The organism is Arthrobacter sp. L77 (assembly GCF_000816565.1).
Taxonomy (GTDB): Bacteria; Actinomycetota; Actinomycetes; order Actinomycetales; family Micrococcaceae; genus Arthrobacter_D; species Arthrobacter_D antioxidans.
Window position 1 is genome coordinate 31,084 of the sequence record NZ_JWSU01000006.1, and the last position, 18,812, is coordinate 49,895.

An 18,812-nucleotide genomic window follows, 5' to 3' on the forward strand; every position below is an offset into this window, starting at 1 on the left:
CTCCTGGCCCTTGTGAACAGTCCTCGGGCCCCCTCGCCCGTCCTAGAGCAGCGTGCCCTGGGCGTCGTCGTCCGGCTGTGCGTCGCGGGCGGGACCGCCCGACGGCGACCCCTCCGGTGCACCCACCTCCGGCACCGCCGGTCGCGTCGCCTCGACGAGCCCCACGAGGTTGGGCCCGACGGCGTCGATCTGCTGGGTGAGGGGGACCCCCGAGCCGTCGCGCCGGCCGTGTTCGGTGGGCAGTGCGCGGGCCACGCCGTTGGCGGACGCGGCACGCGCGGGGCCGTGGCCGGCCCAGGCCAGGGAGAGCGATTCCTCGCCACGGAGGAAGCGGTGCGCGCGCACGCCGGCGGTGGCGCGGCCCTTCACCGGGTACTCGGAGAACTCGGTGACCTTCGCCGATCCCGCGGCCGTCCCGGGCAGTGCGTCGCCGGCCGCGGCGACCGTCACCACCACACCCTGGCCGTCCCCGTGGGACACCGTCCCGAAATGCAGGACGGCGTCGCCGGGCGCGAGCTTGATGCCGGCCATCCCGCCGGCCGTCCGGCCCTGGGGCCGCACCACCGAGGCGGGGAACCGCAGGAGCTGGGCCAGTCGGGTGATGAACACGAGGTCGTCGGCGTCGGACGCGGCAGCGATCCCCACGACCCTGTCCTTCGGCTTGAGCGAGATGACCTCCCAGTCGTCACGGTTCAGCGGGTAGTCGGGCTGCACGCGCTTCACCACGCCCTGCGCCGTGCCGAGGGCGACCACCGCTCCCAGCGGGGCGAGCCCCACGAGGCTCTCGCCGCGCTCGAGCGTGATGAACTCCGACGACGGGACCCCGCCCGCCAGGTTCGGGACGCCCGCCGTGGGCGGCAGGGCGGGCATGTCCATGACCTGGAGGCGGATCATCCGTCCCGCCGAGGTCACGGCGCCCACCTCGCCGCGCGCCGTGGAGGCGAGGACGGACCGGAAGGCGTCGTGCTTGATCCGCTGTCCGTCCCCGAAGGGCTGCCGGTCGGAGGTGCGGGCGAGCTGGCCGGACGCCGAGAGCAGCACCCAGCAGGGATCGTCCGAGATCTCGAGCGGGAGCATCGCCTTCCCACCCTTGGCGGCGGGCGCCGGCAGGGTGGAGCCCTTCAGCGGCGCGGCCGACTCGGACTCCAGCAGCACGGTGCGCCGGGGTGTGGCGAACTGCTCCGACAGCGCGGCGAGCTCGTCGGACACCAGCGTGCGGAGCCGCTCCTCCGACCCGAGGATGGCCTCAAGCTCCGCAATCTCGAGGCGGAGCTGGTCCTGCTCCTTCTCGAGCTCGATGCGCGAGTACTTGGTGAGCTGGCGCAGCCGCAGCTCGAGGATGTAGTTCGCCTGGATCTCGGTCAGGTCGTAGATGGCCATCAGGCGCGTCCGTGCCGCGGAGGACTCGTCCGAGGCCCGGATGATCTGGATGACCTCGTCGATGTCCACGATCGCGACGAGCAGGCCCTCCACGAGGTGCAGGCGGTCGCGCTTGCGCTGGAGGCGGTAGGAGGTGCGACGGCGGACCACGAGGACCCGGTGGGTGATGTAGACCTGCAGGAGCTCCAGCAGTCCGAGGGTGCGCGGCTGCCCGTCGACGAGGGCCACGTTGTTGATGCCGAAGGAGTCCTCCATCGGCGTGAAGCGGTACAGCTGCGCGAGGACGGCGTTCGGGTTGAAGCCGTTCTTCAGCTCGATCACGAGGCGCAGGCCGTGCTTGCGGTCCGTGAGGTCCACGATGTCCGAGATGCCCTGCAGCTTCTTGGCGGTGACCGCGTCCTTGATCTTCTCGATCACCTTCTCCGGGCCCACGGTGTAGGGGAGCTCGGTGACCACGAGGCCGGTCCGGCGGGCGGAGAGCTGCTCCACCTTGACCGTGGCGCGCGTCTTGAACGAGCCGCGCCCCGTGGCGTAGGCGTCCCGCACGCCGTCGAGCCCCACGATCTTCCCGCCGCTCGGGAGATCCGGCCCGGGCACGAAGCGCATCAGGTCCTCGAGGGAGGCCTCCGGGTGCGCGATGAGGTGGCGTGCCGCCGCGACGACCTCGCCGAGGTTGTGCGGCGGCATGTTCGTCGCCATGCCGACGGCGATGCCGCTGGCGCCGTTGACCAGGAGGTTCGGGAAGGCGGCGGGGAGCACCTCCGGCTGGGTGAGCTGGTTGTCGTAGTTCGGGACGAAGTCGACGACGTCCTCGTCGAGGTGGTCCGTCATCGTCAGGGCCGGGGCCGCCAGGCGCGCCTCCGTGTACCGTGCGGCCGCCGGACCGTCGTCGAGCGAGCCGAAGTTGCCGTGCCCGTCGATCAGCGGCAGGCGGAGGGAGAAGTCCTGGGCCATGCGCACCATGGCGTCGTAGATGGCGCTGTCACCGTGGGGGTGGAGCTTGCCCATCACCTCGCCCACCACGCGGGCGGACTTCACGTGGCCGCGGTCCGGGCGCAGGCCCATGTCGGTCATCATGTAGAGGATGCGCCGCTGGACGGGCTTCAGGCCGTCACGGGCGTCGGGGAGTGCGCGCGAGTAGATCACGGAGTACGCGTACTCCAGGAAGGACTCCTCCATCTCGGTTTCGACGTCGATGTCGATGATCTTCTCGGTGAAATCCTCCGGCGGTGCGGAGTTCTGGCGCCTGGCCATGTGCGTGGCGGTTCCTCAACAACTCAGGGGTACGGTTCGGGGTTCTCTGGCGGCATCCGCGACCCGGGGACGGTTCCGACCGCGGTCCCGGCCCGGCCGGGGGGATGCCGACTACCCTGAGTCTATGGTGGCAGACGGACAATACCCCGAATACTGGGAAGCTGATGTCGTCCTGCGCGACGGCGGGACGGCCCACCTGCGGCCCATCTCACCCTCCGACGCCGACGCCGTCCAGGCGTTCCACGTCCGCCAGTCGCAGAACTCGATCTACCTGCGGTTCTTCACCTACAAGGCCAGGCTCAGCACCAAGGAGCTCCGGCGCTTCACCGAGGTGGACCACCGCGACCGCGTCGCGTTCGTCATCACGCGGGGCGGCGACATCATCGGGATCGGCCGCTACGACCGCCTCGACGACCCGCTCGAGGCCGAGGTGGCCTTCAACGTCTCCGACTACCACCAGGGGCGCGGCGTCGGCTCCATCCTGCTCGAGCACCTCGCCGCCGCCGCCCGCGAGAACGGCATCCGCCGGTTCTCCGCGGAGGTCCTCCCCGAGAACCGGAAGATGATCACGGTCTTCGCCGAGGCCGGCTACGAGGTGGAGCGGCACTTCGACGACGGCGTGGTGATGCTCAGCTTCGACATCGATCCCACCCGGAGGTCCCAGGCGGTGATGGAGTCGCGGGAGCACCGCGCGGAGGCGAGGAGCATGGCGGAACTCCTGACGCCGTCCTCCGTGGCCGTGATCGGCGCCAGCCGCGAATGGGGGACCGTGGGCTACGCGCTGCTCGAGAACCTGGTGGACGGCGGGTTCACGGGGCGCGTGTACGCCGTCAACCCCGAGGCCTTCGAGCTGCACGGCATGATCTCCCACGCCTCGCTCGCCGAGGTCCCGGAACCCGTGGACCTCGCGGTCATCGCCGTACCCCAGGACCAGGTGGAGGCCGTCGTCGACGAGTGCGGCCGTGCCGGGGTCAAGGGCCTGCTCGTCGCCACCGCCGGCTACGGGGACGACGACGGCGACGGCCTCGCACGGCAGCGCGCCCTCGTGCACAAGGCCAGGGCCCAGGGCATGCGCGTGGTCGGGCCGGCGTCGCTCGGCCTCGTGAACACGGACCCCGCGATCCGGCTCAACGCCTCGATGGCGCCCGGACTGCCGATGCGCGGGGCGCTGTCCCTCTTCAGCCAGTCCGCGGGCCTCGGCGTGCTCCTCTACGCCAGCGCGCACCGCCGCGGACTCGGCGTCTCCTCGGTGATCTCCGCCGGGAACCGGGCCGACGTCTCGGGCAACGACGCCATGCAGTTCTGGGAGGACGACCCGACCACGCGCGCCGTCGGCCTGTACTTCGAATCGATCGGCAACCCGAGGAAGTTCTCGCGGATCGCCCGCCGCCTGGCCCGGACCAAACCCGTGATCGTCGCGAAGTCCGACGTCACGGGCCTGCAGCTCCCGCCGGGCCACGCCGTCCGCACCAGCCAGGCACCCCCCGGTGCCCTCGACTCCATGCTCCGGCAGTCCGGGGTGATGCGGGTCGAGACCACGGAGCAGCTGATGGACATCGCGCAGATCGTGGCGAGCCAGCCCCTGCCCCAGGGCCCGGGCGTGGCGGTGTTCAGCAACTCGTCCGCCCTCGGCAAGGTGGTGGCCGACGGCGTCGTGTCGCAGGGCATGACGGTCGCGCGGCTGGAGACCGGGCTGCTGCTCGACACGGGGCAGTCCGTCGCCCTGCCCGCCCTCGCCTCGGCCGTGGCGGACGCACTGCGCGACGACGCCGTGCACACCGCGATCGTCACCACGCTTCCGGTCCGCGGGCTCACCGCGGAGGCCATGGCCGCATGCCTGCAGCGGTGCGCCGAGACGGCAGGCAAGCCCGTCGTCGCGTCCTTCACCGGCATCCTCGACGCCCGGGTCCAGCTCGACGGACTCGTGGCCGCGCCGTCGTCCGGCGACGAGCCCGCAACTCCCACCACTCCCGCTGCCCCCGCCGCACCTCCCGAGGCCGATCCCGTCCGGGTGCCCGTCGCGGCCACCCCCGCCGGCGTCCCGGGCCNCCCTCGGCGACAGCTTCAGGGAGTGGGGCGAGCAGCTCGAACTGCTCGTCGCCGTGCGGGGCAGCCTCGACAAGTTCACGCCCGACATCTTCGACCGCCCCGTGACGGACCTGATCTCGGCCACGGCGCCGTCGTCCGGTACGCGCACTGGCGCTCCCGCGACCACGGGGAGTTCGTGGACCCCGACGGCGTCGACGTCGACGCCGCGACGCGGATCCTGGCGGACGTGCGGGCCAGGGTGGCCGACGTCGAACTGACACGGCTCACCGCGGAGGAGAGCGCCGCGCTGATGGGCTGCTACGGCCTGCACCTCCAGCCGTCCGCCCGCTTCTCCTCCGCCGACGAGGCGGTCGAGGAGGCGGGACGCCTCGGCTGGCCGGTGGCGCTGAAGACCATGGACGAGAACCTGCGCCACCGCCTCGACCTCGGCGGCGTCCGGCTGAACATCGGCGAGCCCGAGTCGCTGCGGCGGAACATCACCCTGATGGAGAAGGTGCTCGCCCCGTTCGGCAGCTTCGGCATGGAGGTGCAGTCCATGGCCCCCTCGGGCCAGGCCTGCAGCCTCCGCGCCATCGAGGATCCGCTCATGGGCCCGGTCATCTCCTTCGGACTGGCGGGCGACGCCGTCAACTTGCTCGACGACTGGGCCCACGCCGTCCCGCCCCTCAGCACGGGCGACATCGCGGACCTCGTCCGCGCGCCGCGCGCGTCCCGCAAGCTCTTCGGCTACCAGGGCCTGCCTCCCGCCGACGTCGCGGCCATCGAGGACCTCGTGGCGCGCGTGGCCCTGCTGAAGGACAACCACCCGGAGATCGCCCGGCTCGAGTTCAATCCCGTGCTCGTCGCCGCGTCCGGGCTCTCGGTGCTCAGCGCCGCGATCGACGTCGGCAATCCGCAGCGCCGCACCGACAGCGCACGGCGGGCGATGCGCGACTGACCGTACCCGCGTCCGCGGGTTGGTTAGGCGGGAGGCGGGCCGGTGGGGGAAACTGGGCGTATGACCCCATCGCTTTCGGCACAGTGGCGCGACCTCGATGCATCGCTCGAGCGGGCAGGCTTCTACCCCCGGCTCGTGGCCGACGTGGTCCATGACGCCCTCGACGGCCGGGAGCCGCTCTCCCACGTCGCACACCTCGAGACGCACTTCGAGCGCACCGAGGTGCACCGCCACATCACGGTCCTGGTCCTCACCGAGGACATGCTGGTCATCACGCACGTGGACGACCAGCAGCTCGACGACGCCGGCGAGCAGGTCATGGCGCAGATCTCCACCGAGTCCGTCCCCGTGAGCCAGATCCGCTCCGTGGTCCTGAGCTACCTCTACGCGCAGCCGCAGGACTACAAGCCCACGGACCAGGTCCGCGAGATGACGCTCGCCATCGCCTGGTCCGGCGGGCAGCGCCTGGACATCGGCCCCGCCAGCTGCGGCGACCCGCAGTGCGACGCCGACCACGGCCTCACCGGGACGATGGCCCAGGAGGACATCGTGCTGCGCGTCAGCGCCGAGGCGGACGGCGCGCAGGCGGTGCAGAACGCCAAGGGGTTCGCCCGGGCGCTGCGCAAGGTCAACACGGCGAGCCCCGTCGCCGGCGGGTACATCGCGGCGCCGGACGTGACGCCGCGCCGGCAGCCCGGCTTCGGCGCGCGGTTCAACAGGCCGCACCACCAGCGGTAGCGGCGGTGCCTTTCCTCCACCGGGAGCCCCTGCCCGCTCCGCCCGCCTACGGCGTGTCCACCGTGGCCGAGGTGATGACCAGTTCTGCCGCAGTGCTCGGCGTGGACGGCTTCACCAACGCCCTCGGCCTGCCCGCCGCACGGCGCATCGCCGTCGTCATGGTGGACGGCCTGGGCATGACGCTGCTGCGGAGGTACGCCGCGCACGCCCCGTACCTGCGGGAGAGCCTCCCGTCCGCGCGGATCCTCTCCTCCGCCTTCCCCTCGACGACGGCGGCATCACTGGCCAGCCTGGGCACGGGCCTCGCCCCCGGGCAGCACGGCCTGGTGGGCTACGACGTCCTCGACCCCGCACAGGATGCCGTGGTGAACATGCTCGGCCGGTGGGACGCCGCGGTGGATCCGCTCGCCTGGCAGCCGCACCCGACGGTCTTCGAGAGGGTGTCCGTGCACCTGCCCGTCGTCACCGTGAGCCACCCCCGCTTCGAGGACTCGCCCATGACCCGCGCGGCGCTGCGCGGCGGGGCCTTCGCCGGGGCGGGCATCATCCACGCGCAGATCGACGCGGCCGCCGAGCAGCTGGCTGCGGCGCCGTCCATGCTCATGTACTTCTACGTCAACGACCTCGACAAGGCCGGCCACCGGTGGGGCGTCGACTCCCCGCAGTGGCTGCGCGCCCTCGAGGACCTGGACGCCGCCCTGAAGCTCCTGGCCCGCCGGGTCCCCTCGGACACGCTCCTGCTCCTGACGGCGGACCACGGCATGGTGGACATCGCGGCACCGCAGCGGATCGACTATTCGGCGCACCCCGACCTCCTCGAGGGCGTCGCCCACACGGGCGGCGAGCCGCGCATGCTCCACCTCTACCTCGCGCCGGAGCTCTCCGCCGGGGAGCGGGACGCCCTGGCGCTGCGCTGGCATGAGGCCTTCGGGTCCCGGGCGTGGGTCCTGACGCGGGACGAGGCCGTCGCCGGAGGATACTTCGGGCCCGTGCGCGACGACGTCCTGCCCCGCATCGGTGACCTGCTCGTGCTGGCACGGGAGGGCATCGCCCTCATCGACGGGCGGCGCGTGCAGCCGACGGCGTTCGAGATGGTGGGGCAGCACGGCTCCCTGACGCGGGCCGAGCGCGACGTCCCCCTCATCACCCTGGCGAGACCCGCAGCGACCGGCTGCCCAGCGGGCAGCCGCAGCAGGAGCAGCAGGGGGGCGCGCCGTGGCTGAGCTCCTGTTCTTCTCGGGCACCATGGACTGCGGGAAGTCCACCCTCGCACTGCAGATGGACCACAACCACAAGGCCCGCGGCCGCCGGGGCGTGCTCTTCAGCTCCCACGACCGCGCGGGGGAGTCCATGATCTCCAGCCGCCTCGGGCTCCAGGTGCCGGCCGTCGAGGTCTTCCCGGACACCGACTTCTGGACCGAGCTCACGCTGCGGCAGACCATGGGCGCGCGGATCGACTACGTGATCTGCGACGAGGCACAGTTCTACACGGTCGACCAGATCGACCAGCTGGCGCGCGTCGTGGACGAGATGGACATCGACGTCTTCGGTTTCGGGATCACCTCGGACTTCCGCACCCGGCTCTTCCCGGGGTCGCAGCGCCTGATCGAACTCGCCGACCGCGTGCAGGTGCTGCAGGTGGAGGCGCTGTGCTGGTGCGGGAAGAGGGCCACCCACAACGCCCGCACCGTGGACGGCGTGATGGTCGTCGAGGGGGACCAGATGGTGGTCGGCGATGTGGACCAGCCCATCGACGACGACGCCCCGGCGATCGTGAGGCGTCCCGCGGACGATCCGCTGTCCGGAGGACGCGACCGTGAGCCCGTGGTCGGGTACGAGACGCTGTGCCGACGGCACCACATGCGCCGCCAGACCTCCCGGACGTCGCCGTCGCTCTACGCCAACGAGGCGCCGCTGCCCTTCGAGACGCGGCTCCACGAGGCCGACCTGACCTGACCCGCAGTCCACGTGCCGGGCCAGGCGGCCGGGCTGCGCGGTCGGTGCGGTCGGGGCGTTCCGGTGATGCCGCCGCTCAGGGCGGCGGGCAGGTCAGTCGCCCTTCCGCCCGAAGACGATGTCGTCCCAGCTCGGCACGCTCGAGCGCTTGGGCTTGACCCGGCGCTCCGCCGCGACGTCCGCGCCGTCCTTGCCCGGTTCCCTCGCAGCGTCCCTGTTGGTGTCCTTGCCCGTGTCCCTGCCGGACCCCTTGCCGGTGCCCCGGGGCGCATCCCGGCCCGTGGTGCGGGCAGCGTTGCCCTTGCCGGTGCCGTCGCGTCCCGTCCCCGCTGCCGGCGGCTGGAGCCGGCGGGAGGGCTGGGCGAAGATGCTGATCTCGCGGGTGTCCGTGCTGACCCCGTCGTGGAGCCTCGGCGATCCGTCCTCGTGCCGGGCCGCTTCGTCCCCGCTGCCGCCATCGCCGGCCGGCACGTCGTCGTCCCCGATCCGCGGCGCGAGCGAGAGACCCTGGACCGCGGTCTCCCGTCCGGTCGGCGCGTCCTCGTCGGCGACGCCCGGATCCCCGTCCAGCCCGCTTTCGCCGTCGCGGGCCGCGGTGTCCCGGGTCTGGTTGTCCAGGGTCCCGTTGTCCAGGGTCCCGCTGTCCGCGATGCCGTCGTCGGCCCTCGGATGGGCGGCCGGGATGCCGCCGCGCGTGAGGAGTTCCGCGAGGGCGTCGTCGCCGTCCTCGTCGGCGCCGAGGCGCTGGCCTCGGCGTGAGCGCAGGACGTCCAGCAGGCCGTCCTGGTCGGCCGGGGCCGCCTCGTCGGCCTTCTCCGCCTCGAAGTCGAAGACACGATCCGCCACGGCGCTGAGCCTGCGGGCGGGGAGCGGGCCGTCGAGGGGTTCGAGTTCGCTGAGCACCTGCGCCCACCGGTTGCCGTTCACGACCGTCTTGCGGGTGGGGTTGTACGTCCACTGCGCGGGCGGCTGCTCGCCCAGGTCCACCGTGGAGCCCTCGGGCAGTTCGAACGAGGCCTCCACGTGCCAGGACCCGTCCTGGCGCCGCCACGAGTCCCATTCGAGGGACGCCGGGTCCACCCCGTAGCTCTGCACGCGGTAGGCGACCATGTCGCCGAGGAGGGCGGGGTCGTCGCCGAAGGCTGACCGGTAGCCGTCATGGCTCGGAAGCGGTGTGGCGACCTCGACGCGCTGCGCGAGGTAGGCCAGGTAGTCGCGCTCGGCGCGCACCGGACCCTCGTAGCGCTGCACGTGGGCGAGGTCGAGGCCCGATTCGGCGGCGACCTGCTCCGCCGTCGCGCCCGTCCGGATGCGGGCCTGGATGTCGCGGGGGGTCAGGTGGACCGGGGGCTTCGCCGGCTTCGCCCGGGGCTCCTGCGGCGGCACCGCCCGGGGCGCGGTCGGACCGTCGGCGGGCGTGCTCGCACGGCGCAGCGCGTCGTCGATGGGCAGCCGGTAGGACACCCCATCCTCGCCGCTCAACAGCAGATGTCCACCATCCTCATGGACACCCACCAGGCGTAGCTCGTGCATCGATTCCTCCAGCCGACAATAATTCCTAGATGAAACTGTGCCACTGAATGGCGGCCATTCCTACTACGTGATCAGGCGTGGCGGGCTGCGGCGCTGCGCCGGGCACAAATCGGGAGGCCGTAGCGTTATGACAGCCGTGGGCAGACGACCCGCGGATGGTCGGACAGGATCCGGACGGTATGGAGCGTGGGAAGGCAGATATGGCGACGGACTACGATGCGCCGCGAACAACGGTCGACGACGACGGCGACACCCGCAGCGACGGACTCGAGGCACTCGGCGCCGGGGCGGCGCTGCAGACGGCGGTGATCGACGACGACGAGCTCGAGGCCGCGGACTCCTTCGACCTGCCCGGCGCGGACCTCTCCAGCGAGGAGATCTCGGTGCAGATCCTCGCGGCGCAGGCCGACGAGTTCACCTGCGCCTCCTGCTTCCTCGTCCGGCACCGGTCGCAGATCGCCCGCGACCGCGACGGGCAGCTGTACTGCGTGGACTGCGAGGGCTGAGGCTCAGCCGGCCAGGGCTGCGACGAGGCGTTCCGGGGTGCGGGAGGACGCGAGCCAGTAGGGCGTGCGGTCCTCGGGATCCGTGACCTCGATCCTCACGACCGGCGAGATCCAGCCCCTGATGCACAGGTAGGCGAGGCCGTGCAGGCCCGGGCCGCGCTGGTAGGTCGCATCTTCGCCGCCGAACCAGTCCACCGCCCCGAGGTACTCGCGCTCGATGGTCGCGCGGCCCACGGTCAGGGTGGTCGGGGTGACAGTGATCCGTGGCGTGGACAGGATGAGCATGGTGAACACGATGACCGCGACGACGACGGCCACCGCGTAGCCGACGAACATCGAGATGGGCGCGAACATGATGATCGTCGCCGCGGAGAACCCCGCCGCGATCAGCCAGATCCAGGGCGAGGGCCACAGGCGCTCGTCGTAGAGGACGGTCTGGTCGGGTGTGTTCTGGGGGGCTTCCCCGGGCGCGCTGGACATGACACCAGCATTCCACCCTTTCGCCCCGGCCTCATCCCCGCCCCGGCTCCCGGCCACCTCGCGGCCTCGCCCCCCGGAGGGTCCCGAGGCTGTCAGGTGGGGCTCCGGCAAAGGCGCTAAAGTGGGGTGCTGGTCACCGGATAGCTCGCCTTGGAGATGCAGTTCATGGGTACACAGCAGGACCTCCCGGTCCAGATCTTGATGCTCGACGACGGCCTCGAGCCCCCCGCGTACGCCACCGACGGCGACGCCGGCGCGGACCTGCGCACCGCCGTCGATCTGGTCCTCGAACCGGGCGAACGCGCGCTCGTCCCCACGGGGGTGGCCATGGCGCTCCCGCAGGGCTACGTGGGCCTCGTGCACCCGAGGTCAGGGCTCGCCGCCCGACACGGCCTGACGATCGTCAATGCTCCGGGAACCGTCGACGCCGGCTACCGCGGGGAGATCAAGGTCTGCCTCCTCAACACCGACCGGCATGAACCGGTCCGCCTCTCGCGGGGCGACAGGATCGCCCAGCTGGTCATCCAGCGCGTGGAGCGTGCCGCGTTCACCGTCGTCGACCGGTTGCCCGACAGCGCCCGCGGCACCGGTGGCTTCGGGTCGACCGGCGGCTTCGGGAGCCCCGCCCCGGCGCCCGCCGGCGCAGCGCCCGCGGGCGGCTGACGCCCCACTCCGTGTCGCAGCAGCGACCACCGAAGATCCCACCCACTCGACCACGCCACAGGAAAGGACCCCGGACATGGCTTTTGGGCGCCCCAGGAAGAAGAAGCAGGACGACGTCCCCGACGCGTCGGAGCAGCAGGACCACGATGCCACGGCGGCGCCGGGCGGAACGGTGGACGAGGCTGCGACGGGCGGGACCGCCGATGCGCCCGCTGATGCCGCCGTGCCTGCGGCTGCCGGTGCACCCGGCGTCCCGCAGGCCGCCGCCCTCGTGTCCAGCGCGGACTACGATCGCGCCACCCACGGCCCGTTCGACCTCTCCGAGCAGGACACCGCGAGCGGCTACATCGACCTCGGTGCCGTGCGGATCAACGCGGCCGACGGGCTGCAGCTGCGCCTCGAGGTCGAGGAGCGCAGCAAGCGCGTCATCGCCGTGACGCTGGATCTCGGTGGGTCGACCCTCCAGCTGCAGGCCTTCGCCGCGCCGAAGACGGAGGGTCTGTGGGACGAGATCCGGGAGCAGATCGGCACCTCGGTGGGCGCCCAGGGCGGCACGGTCGAGGAGCGGCCGGGCAGGCTCGGTACCGAACTCTTCGCCAAGCTGCCCGCGCAGACACCCGACGGCCAGGCCGGGTACCGGGTGGCGCGCTTCGTGGGCATCAACGGCCCGCGCTGGTTCCTGCGGGGAGTCTTCGGGGGCCCCGCGGCCCTCGAGCCGGCCGCGGCAGCACCCATGGAGCGGCTGTTCCGCAGCGTCGTCGTGGTCCGCGGCGACCACCCCCTCCCGCCGCGCGAGCTGCTGCAGCTCAAGCTGCCCAAGGAGGCCGCGGCAGGGGCCCCGGCCGCTCCCGCTCCCGCTCCCGCGCGCCCGGACCTGAACCCGCTCGAGCGCGGTCCCGAGATCACCGAGACCCGCTGACCGCCGTGCCCGCCCTGCCGTCCGGCCCGGGTCCCGCCGACCCCGGCGGCCCGGGGCGCGGTCCCGTCCCCGCACCGGCCGCGCTTCCGCAGCGTGGGAGGATCAAGGCCCACGGGGTCGTGACCAGCCTCACCATCGCGCCCGTCCTGGCCCCGCCGTCCTTCAGCGTCCTCGCGCGGATCGACTGGAACGGTGCGCGGACGACCGTCCGGATCATCTGGATGGGCCAGCGGCGCGTGCCGGGGATCGAGGCGGGAGTCGCGCTGCGGTTCGAGGGAATGCTCACCACGGTGGACGGCACGCCCACCGTGTACAACCCGCGCTACGAGATCATCGGCCGCCCGGACGAGAACGGATGAGGTACCAGACATGAGCCACCCGATCGAGGATCCCGACGCCCACCGGCGGCACGCCGACGACGGCGGCCGCCCGGCGGAGGACCGGCCGACCGACCCGCAGGCCGCTCCGCAGGCCGGGCCGACGGCCGCGGACCTCGCCATGCAGTACGCCGCGAAGTCCGGGGTGAAGCGCAGCGACTCCGGCCAGATCGACGTCCTGTCCTCGGTGGGAGGTGTCCAGGGTCTCGCCGAGAGCATCGCCCCCGGGCTGGTCTTCACCGTCCTCTTCACCGTCACGAGGGACCTCACGGTCTCGCTCGTCGCGGCGCTGGCGGTCTCCGCCGTCTTCACCGTCCTCCGGCTCGTCTCGAGGACACCCGTCACGCAGGCCCTCGCGGGGCTCGTCGGCGTGGCGTTCTGCGCCATCGTGGCCCAGCGCACCGGCAACGCGGAGGACTTCTTCCTCCCGGGCTTCTTCATCAACGGCGGGTACATCATCGCGATGGCCGCCTCGGTGGTGTTCCGGTGGCCCTTCGCCGGGCTGCTCTTCGGCTTCATCCGCAACGAGGGCATCGAATGGCGGAAGGACCCCGCGCGCGTCCGCGCCTACGCGACCGCCACCTGGATCATCGTGGCGGTGCTGGCACTGCGCCTGGCCGTCCAGGTGCCGCTCTACCTGGCCGGGAACGTCGCGGCGCTGGGATCCACGCGCGTGGCCATGGGGCTACCGCTGTACGCGCTCGGCGTCTGGCTCGCATGGATCGTCTCGCGCCCCCGCCCGGTCACGGCCGGCGGACCTCCCGCGGACAGCTAGTTGTCGTCGTCGTTCCGGGCGGAGAGGGCCACCCGGAGCTCGTCCTCGGCAGCGATGGCCGCGAGGAAGAACAGCTCGTCACCGCCCTCCACGAGGTCGTCCGGGCTGGGGGTGATGGGGGAGTCGTCGCGCAGGATGGCGACCGCGGCGCAGTCCTCCGGGAGGCTGAGGGAGCCGATCGTCTGGCCGATGAGGGGGGAGTCCTGGGGGACCGTGAACTCCACGATCGAGGACACCCCGGTCTGCAGCGTCAGCAGGCGCACGAGGTCGCCGATCTCCACGGCCTCCTCCACGAGGGCCGTCATGAGCCGGGGCGTGTTGACCGCAACGTCCACACCCCAGGAGTCGTCGAACATCCAGTCGTTCTTCGGGTTGTTCACCCGACCGACCGTGCGCCCCACACCGAACTCGCTCTTCGCGAGGAGCGACACCACGAGGTTCACCTTGTCGTCGCCGGTCGCGGACACCACCACGTCGGCCTCGTCGAGCCGGGCGTCCTTGAGCGTGGTGAGCTCGCAGGCGTCCCCGATCAACCACTTGGCCCCCTTGAGCCCGCTGCGGCCGATCACCTCGGGCTTCTCGTCGATGAGCAGGATCTCGTGCTTGTTGCCCAGCAGCTCCCGCGCGATCGACGAGCCGACGCTCCCGGCTCCGGCGATGACGACCCTCATTGGTTCTCCTCCTTCGGCGCCGCGGCGAGGATGCGACCGATCTCGCTCGTCGCGGTCGTCTTCATCATGGCGTGCAGGATGTCACCCTGCTGGTAGCTCGTGTCATGGGCGGGCAGGATGCCCTCGCCGAAGCGCGTGAGGTACGCGATGCGCACGCCGCTCGCGGCCTCGATGCTCTTCAGCGACCGCCCCAGCCAGGCGTCGCTCGGCGCGAGTTCGGCGAGGATCAGCCGCCCGGAGGTCTCACGGAAGTCCCCGTTGATGGTCTGCTCGGGCAGGATCCGGCGGAGCACCTGGTCGGCGCTCCAGCGCACGGCGGCGACGGTGGGGATGCCGAGGCGCTGGTAGATCTCCGCGCGTCCCGGGTCGTAGATGCGCGCCACCACGTGCGGCACGTGGAACGTCTCGCGCGCCACGCGGGTGGCGAGGATGTTCGAGTTGTCGCCGCTGGACACGGCCGCGAAGGCGTAGGCGTCCTGGATCTCGGCGTGCTTCAGGGTCTCCCGGTCGAAGCCGACGCCCGTGACCTTGCGGCCGCCGAAGGAGGACCGGAGGCGGCGGAACGCGCGGTCGTCCTGGTCGATGATCGCTACCGAGTGGCCCGATTCGTCGAGTGTGTGGGCGAGGCTGACGCCCACCCTGCCACAACCCATGATCACAAAATGAGCCACCGAGGGCACCCCTGATTCTTGGTGTAGATCCTGCCGTTCCCTGCCGTACCAGCTCCAAGCCTAGTGGCTGGCCGGACGACCGGACGCGCTAGTGTTTGGGCTGTGCTGACTTTTCTCGAGGCCGTCAAGCGGGTGCTGGTGGGCAAGCCCTTCGCCAGCGACCGGCTGCGGAACAGGAGCCTGCCGAAGCGCCTGGCGCTGCCCGCCTTCTCGGCCAGCGCGCTGTCGTCGGTGGCCTACGCGCCGGACGAGATCCTCCTGACGCTCGCCCTCGCCGGGGTGGCCTCCGTGGCCATCTCGCCCTGGGTGGGCCTCGCCGTGATCGCGGTCCTGCTCGTCGTCGTCGCCTCCTACCGCCAGGCGGTCCACGCCTACCCCTCCGGCGGCGGCGACTACGAGATCGCGAAGCGGAACCTCGGACCCCGGGCGGGCACCACCGTGGCCTCGGCACTGATGATCGACTACCTGCTCACCGTCGCCGTGTCCGTCTCGGCGGCGGCCCAGTACGTCGTCTCGCTCGCCCCCGCGCTGGAGGACGTCCGTGTGACCCTCGCCGTCGTGGGCGTCGCGGTGCTCGTCCTGCTGAACCTGCGCGGCGTCACGCAGGGCGTCCGCGCCCGCGCCGTCGTCACGTACGGCTTCCTGGCGGGGATCCTCGCCCTGTGCGTCACGGGCACGGTCCAGGCCCTCACCGGGACCCTGGCCGACGCCCCGAGCGCGCGCTTCGAGATCGTCCCCGACACTGCGCTCGACGCCGGTCTGGTGGGGCTCGCTGGTGGCCTCCTGATCCTCCGGGCGTTCTCCGCGGGTGCAGCCGCCCTCACCGGGCTCGAGGGCCCGGGCTCCAACGTGCCGCGCTTCGAGAAGCCGCGCTCACGCAACGCCGCGACGACACTCCTGATCCTCGGCCTGGTGTCCTCCGCGATGCTCGCGGGCGTCATCTACCTCGCCAATGCCGCGCGCGTCCACGTGGTGCAGGACCCCGGGGCGCAGCTGCTGCTCGACGGCGGGCCGGTCCCCGAGGACTACATCCAGGCGCCCGTGGTCAGCCAGCTCGCCCGCACCGTCTTCGACGCCGGCTCCCCGGTCTTCTACCTGGTGGTCGCCGCGACGGCGCTCATGCTGATGCTCGCGGGCCACGCGGCCTTCAACGCCTTCCCCGTCCTGGCCTCCATCCTCGCCACGGACGGCTACCTCCCGCGGCAGCTGCGGACCAGGGGGGACCGCCTGACCTTCAGCAACGGCATCATCGCGCTCGGGCTCGGCGCCGTCGTCCTCATCCTCGTGTTCCGGGCGGATGTCACCGCTCTGGTGCAGCTGTACATCGTCGGTGTGTTCGTCTCCTTCACGGCCGGCCAGCTGGGGCTCATCACGCACTGGAACAGGGTGCTCCGCAGCACCGTCGGCAAGCAGAACCGGTGGACCATCCACAAGTCCCGCGCCATCAACACCCTCGGCTTCGGCCTCACGGCGGCGGTCCTCGTGGTCGTCCTCGTCACCAAGTTCGAATACGGTGCCTGGATCGCGGTGCTCGCCATGGCGGTCCTGTTCGTCCTCATGCGCGCCATCAAGAAGCATTACGACACCGTGGCGGCGGAACTCGCGATCGACGACGCCGTCCGCCTGCGCGCCCTGCCCTCGCGGGTCCACGCCGTGATCCTCGTCTCCCACGTGCGGAAGCCGGTGCTGCGCGCCCTGGCCTTCGCCCGTGCCTCGCGGCCCTCCCGGCTCGACGCCATCACGGTCGACGTCGACGCGGACCAGACGCGCCGTACCCTCGCCGACTGGGACAAGTTCGAGATCCCGGTGCCGATCACCGTGCTCGCCTCGCCCTATCGCGACACCATCACGCCGATCCTCGAGTACATCCGGTCGATCCGCAGGGACTCGCCCCGCGACCTGATCGTGGTCTACATCCCCGAGTACGTGGTGGGAAAGTGGTGGGAGCAGCTGGTGCACAACCAGACCGCCCTGCGCATCAAGGCGCGGCTGCACTTCGTACCCGGGGTGATGGTCGCCAGCGTGCCGTGGCAGCTCGCGTCCTCCGACGCGGCCCAGATCTATCAGGACATGAAGTAGGAAGAAGCCCCATGAGCGACGCCGTCCGAGCCTCCGATCCCTCGACCCCGGGAGAGCGGCCCGATCCCGCAGCGGCGCCCGCCCGGCCCGGCACGCCGGAGCCGACCGCCGGAGCTCCCGCCGAACCGACGGCCGAGCCGACGGCCGAACCGACCGCCGAACTGACCGTCGGGAAGGCCGCCCACGGCGGCCACTTCGTGGCCCGGCACGAGGGCCGCGTGGTCTTCGTCCGGCACGCCCTGCCGGGGGAGCGCGTGCGCGTCCGGTTCACCGGGACGGACGACGCCGCCAGTTTCTGGCGCGCCGACGTCGTCGAGGTGCTCGAGGCCTCGCCCGCCCGGGTTCCCCACCCGTGGCCCCTCGCCGACGCCCTGAAGGCCGCCGCCCGGGGACGCGCGGCCGTGGGCGGGGCCGAGTTCGGGCACATCGCCCTCGACGAGCAGCGCCTGCTCAAGGCCGCCGTCTTCGAGGAGCAGCTCTCGCGCCTGGCGTCGATCGACCGCCCGGTGACCGTGGAGGCAGCTCCGGGGGAGGCCGCGGACGGCCTCGGCTGGCGCACCCGCGCGGCGTTCGCCGTGGACCACGCCGGGCGGCTCGCCATGCACCTGCACCGCTCGCACGACGTCGTCCCGGTCCGCGAGATGCCGCTCGCGGTCGCGGCCGTCAACGACCTCCGCCTGTGGACGCTGGACCTGACCGGCATCGAGCGGGCCGACGTCGCCGTGCCGTCCGGCGGGGGCGAGCCGCTCGTGCTGCTCGTGCCGGCCGCCGCGACCTCCCCGCGGCGCGTCGCTGCCGTCGCGTCCTCCATCCACGGCGCCTCCGTGGGCGTCCTCGACCCCGAGTCCGGGCAGGTGCAGCGGANCCGCCTGCGCCCAGGGGTTCATCTTCTCGTTCTCGCCGCCGGGCAGGTAGCCGAGTTCCTGGCCGCCCACGGCGTAGAGCGGCCGGAAGACCACCACCTTGCGGTGCTCCCGGCGTTCGAGCACGGCCTCGAGTCCCGCGCACAGGGCGAGGGCGGACTTGCCGGTGCCGTCGCGTCCTCCATCCACGGCGCCTCCGTGGGCGTCCTCGACCCCGAGTCCGGGCAGGTGCAGCGGATGACGGGCCGCACGTGGCTCCAGGAGAGCGTGCTCGGCCTCGACTACCGCGTCACGGGGGCGGGCTTCTGGCAGATCCACCGGGGCGCGCCCGAGGCCCTGGTCACCGCGGTCCTCGACGGGCTCCAGCCGGCCGCGGGCGAACACCTGGCCGACCTCTACGCCGGCGCCGGGCTGTTCACCGTGCCGCTCGCCCGTGCCGTCGGACCGGACGGCTCGGTGCTGTCCGTCGAGGGATCGCCCGGCACGAGCCGCGACGCGAAACGCAACCTCCACGGCCAGGACCACGTCTCGATCGTCCAGGGCCGGGTGGACGCCGTGCTCGGGCGCCGGAACGAACCGCTCGACGGAGTCCTGCTCGACCCGCCGCGTGCCGGCGCCGGCAGGAAGGTGGTCCGGCAGATCGTCCAGGCCCGCCCGAGGGTGGTCGGGTACGTCTCCTGCGACCCGGCGTCCTTCGCCCGCGACTTCGGCTACTTCCTAGCCGCCGGCTGGTCGCTCGACGCCCTGCGGGTCTTCGACCTGTACCCGCACACGCACCACATGGAGTCCTTCGCGCGCCTCCTGCCTCCCGCCTGAGGCGGAGCGCGCTCCCGCCAGACGCGGAGGACGCCCCCGACGGCGGGGGTCCCACCCTCGCCGCCGGCGGGAGGGCAGGCACCCCGCCGCTGCGCGGACGCCTGTCAATGGCACCCCGCCCGGACCCCGAACGTTAGAGTTAAGG

General features: G+C 72.2%; 15 protein-coding genes and 3 pseudogenes. 12 read left to right on the forward strand and 6 right to left on the reverse strand.

The genetic code is table 11. The features are described 5' to 3' along the window. Nucleotides 1-42 precede the first annotated feature (42 nt). Nucleotides 43-2,634: a DNA gyrase/topoisomerase IV subunit A gene (locus RY94_RS10350; protein ID WP_082046267.1), complete on the reverse strand. Its 2,592-nt coding sequence runs from the start codon at nucleotides 2,632-2,634 to the stop codon at nucleotides 43-45. A gap of 124 nt (nucleotides 2,635-2,758) precedes the next feature. Here RY94_RS10350 and RY94_RS17875 point away from each other — a divergent pair, with 124 nt between their 5' ends. Genes RY94_RS17875 through RY94_RS10370 form a run of 4 tightly spaced genes read left to right on the forward strand, consistent with a single transcriptional unit; the run spans nucleotide 2,759 to nucleotide 8,314 of the window. After that, nucleotides 2,759-5,620 (forward strand): bifunctional acetate--CoA ligase family protein/GNAT family N-acetyltransferase, encoded by a 2,862-nt coding sequence (locus tag RY94_RS17875; protein WP_043444904.1) that lies wholly within the window; start codon nucleotides 2,759-2,761, stop codon nucleotides 5,618-5,620. A 60-nt stretch (nucleotides 5,621-5,680) separates the two neighbouring features. Continuing rightward, nucleotides 5,681-6,358 carry a DUF5998 family protein gene (locus RY94_RS10360; RefSeq protein ID WP_043444907.1) on the forward strand — a complete coding sequence of 226 codons (678 nt, stop codon included), beginning with the start codon at nucleotides 5,681-5,683 and terminating at the stop codon, nucleotides 6,356-6,358. Between the two features lie 5 nt (nucleotides 6,359-6,363). Beyond that, on the forward strand, nucleotides 6,364-7,581 hold the full coding sequence (locus RY94_RS10365; protein WP_043444909.1) for an alkaline phosphatase family protein: 1,218 nt from the start codon (nucleotides 6,364-6,366) through the stop codon (nucleotides 7,579-7,581). Next, nucleotides 7,574-8,314, forward strand: coding sequence for a thymidine kinase (locus RY94_RS10370; protein ID WP_043444911.1), 741 nt, complete (start codon nucleotides 7,574-7,576; stop codon nucleotides 8,312-8,314). The genes RY94_RS10365 and RY94_RS10370 overlap by 8 nt, the downstream gene beginning before the upstream one ends. Nucleotides 8,315-8,407: 93 nt before the next feature. Here the strand turns inward: RY94_RS10370 and sepH are convergent, their stop codons facing one another. Then, entirely contained in the window at nucleotides 8,408-9,847 is a 1,440-nt protein-coding gene (sepH, locus tag RY94_RS10375; protein WP_043444913.1) for a septation protein SepH, read from the reverse strand. A gap of 200 nt (nucleotides 9,848-10,047) precedes the next feature. Here sepH and RY94_RS10380 point away from each other — a divergent pair, with 200 nt between their 5' ends. After that, a complete protein-coding gene (locus RY94_RS10380) occupies nucleotides 10,048-10,353 on the forward strand; it encodes a DUF4193 domain-containing protein (protein WP_043444915.1) in 306 nt (101 codons plus the stop codon). 3 nt (nucleotides 10,354-10,356) lie between these two features. Here the strand turns inward: RY94_RS10380 and RY94_RS10385 are convergent, their stop codons facing one another. Then, on the reverse strand, nucleotides 10,357-10,833 hold the full coding sequence (locus RY94_RS10385; RefSeq protein WP_043444917.1) for a DUF3093 domain-containing protein: 477 nt from the start codon (nucleotides 10,831-10,833) through the stop codon (nucleotides 10,357-10,359). Nucleotides 10,834-10,989: 156 nt separating this feature from the next. Here RY94_RS10385 and dut point away from each other — a divergent pair, with 156 nt between their 5' ends. From dut to RY94_RS10405, 4 genes are all read left to right on the forward strand, one after another. Further along, nucleotides 10,990-11,496, forward strand: coding sequence for a dUTP diphosphatase (gene dut / locus RY94_RS10390; protein WP_442853454.1), 507 nt, complete (start codon nucleotides 10,990-10,992; stop codon nucleotides 11,494-11,496). A 76-nt stretch (nucleotides 11,497-11,572) separates the two neighbouring features. Continuing rightward, nucleotides 11,573-12,415: a DUF3710 domain-containing protein gene (locus tag RY94_RS10395; protein ID WP_043444919.1), complete on the forward strand. Its 843-nt coding sequence runs from the start codon at nucleotides 11,573-11,575 to the stop codon at nucleotides 12,413-12,415. A 119-nt stretch (nucleotides 12,416-12,534) separates the two neighbouring features. Further along, the gene (locus tag RY94_RS10400; RefSeq protein ID WP_043444921.1) at nucleotides 12,535-12,774 is read left to right on the forward strand and encodes a hypothetical protein; all 240 of its coding nucleotides are present in this window, start codon (nucleotides 12,535-12,537) and stop codon (nucleotides 12,772-12,774) included. 10 nt (nucleotides 12,775-12,784) lie between these two features. Then, nucleotides 12,785-13,567, forward strand: coding sequence for a DUF3159 domain-containing protein (locus RY94_RS10405; protein WP_043444923.1), 783 nt, complete (start codon nucleotides 12,785-12,787; stop codon nucleotides 13,565-13,567). On the opposite strand, the gene RY94_RS10410 is transcribed toward RY94_RS10405, so the two are convergent. Continuing rightward, entirely contained in the window at nucleotides 13,564-14,238 is a 675-nt protein-coding gene (locus RY94_RS10410; protein WP_043444925.1) for a potassium channel family protein, read from the reverse strand. The genes RY94_RS10405 and RY94_RS10410 overlap by 4 nt on opposite strands. After that, nucleotides 14,235-14,909, reverse strand: a complete 675-nt coding sequence (locus tag RY94_RS10415; protein WP_043444927.1) for a potassium channel family protein — start codon at nucleotides 14,907-14,909, stop codon at nucleotides 14,235-14,237. Before RY94_RS10415 ends, RY94_RS10410 begins: the two co-directional genes overlap by 4 nt. A 102-nt stretch (nucleotides 14,910-15,011) precedes the next feature. On the opposite strand from RY94_RS10415, the gene RY94_RS10420 reads away from it, so the two are divergent. Both RY94_RS10420 and RY94_RS18630 read left to right on the forward strand, forming a co-directional pair. Continuing rightward, complete coding sequence (locus RY94_RS10420) at nucleotides 15,012-16,988, forward strand: APC family permease (RefSeq protein WP_043444929.1); 1,977 nt, start codon at nucleotides 15,012-15,014, stop codon at nucleotides 16,986-16,988. 11 nt (nucleotides 16,989-16,999) lie between these two features. After that, nucleotides 17,000-17,242 (forward strand): annotated as a pseudogene (locus RY94_RS18630) (TRAM domain-containing protein); the annotation flags it as partial. Between the two features lie 612 nt (nucleotides 17,243-17,854). Here RY94_RS18630 and RY94_RS18635 read toward each other — a convergent pair. Next, nucleotides 17,855-18,112 (reverse strand): annotated as a pseudogene (locus RY94_RS18635) (PhoH family protein); the annotation flags it as partial. A gap of 333 nt (nucleotides 18,113-18,445) precedes the next feature. Here RY94_RS18635 and RY94_RS18730 point away from each other — a divergent pair. After that, nucleotides 18,446-18,667: pseudogene (locus tag RY94_RS18730) on the forward strand (class I SAM-dependent RNA methyltransferase); the annotation flags it as partial. Nucleotides 18,668-18,812 lie beyond the last annotated feature (145 nt).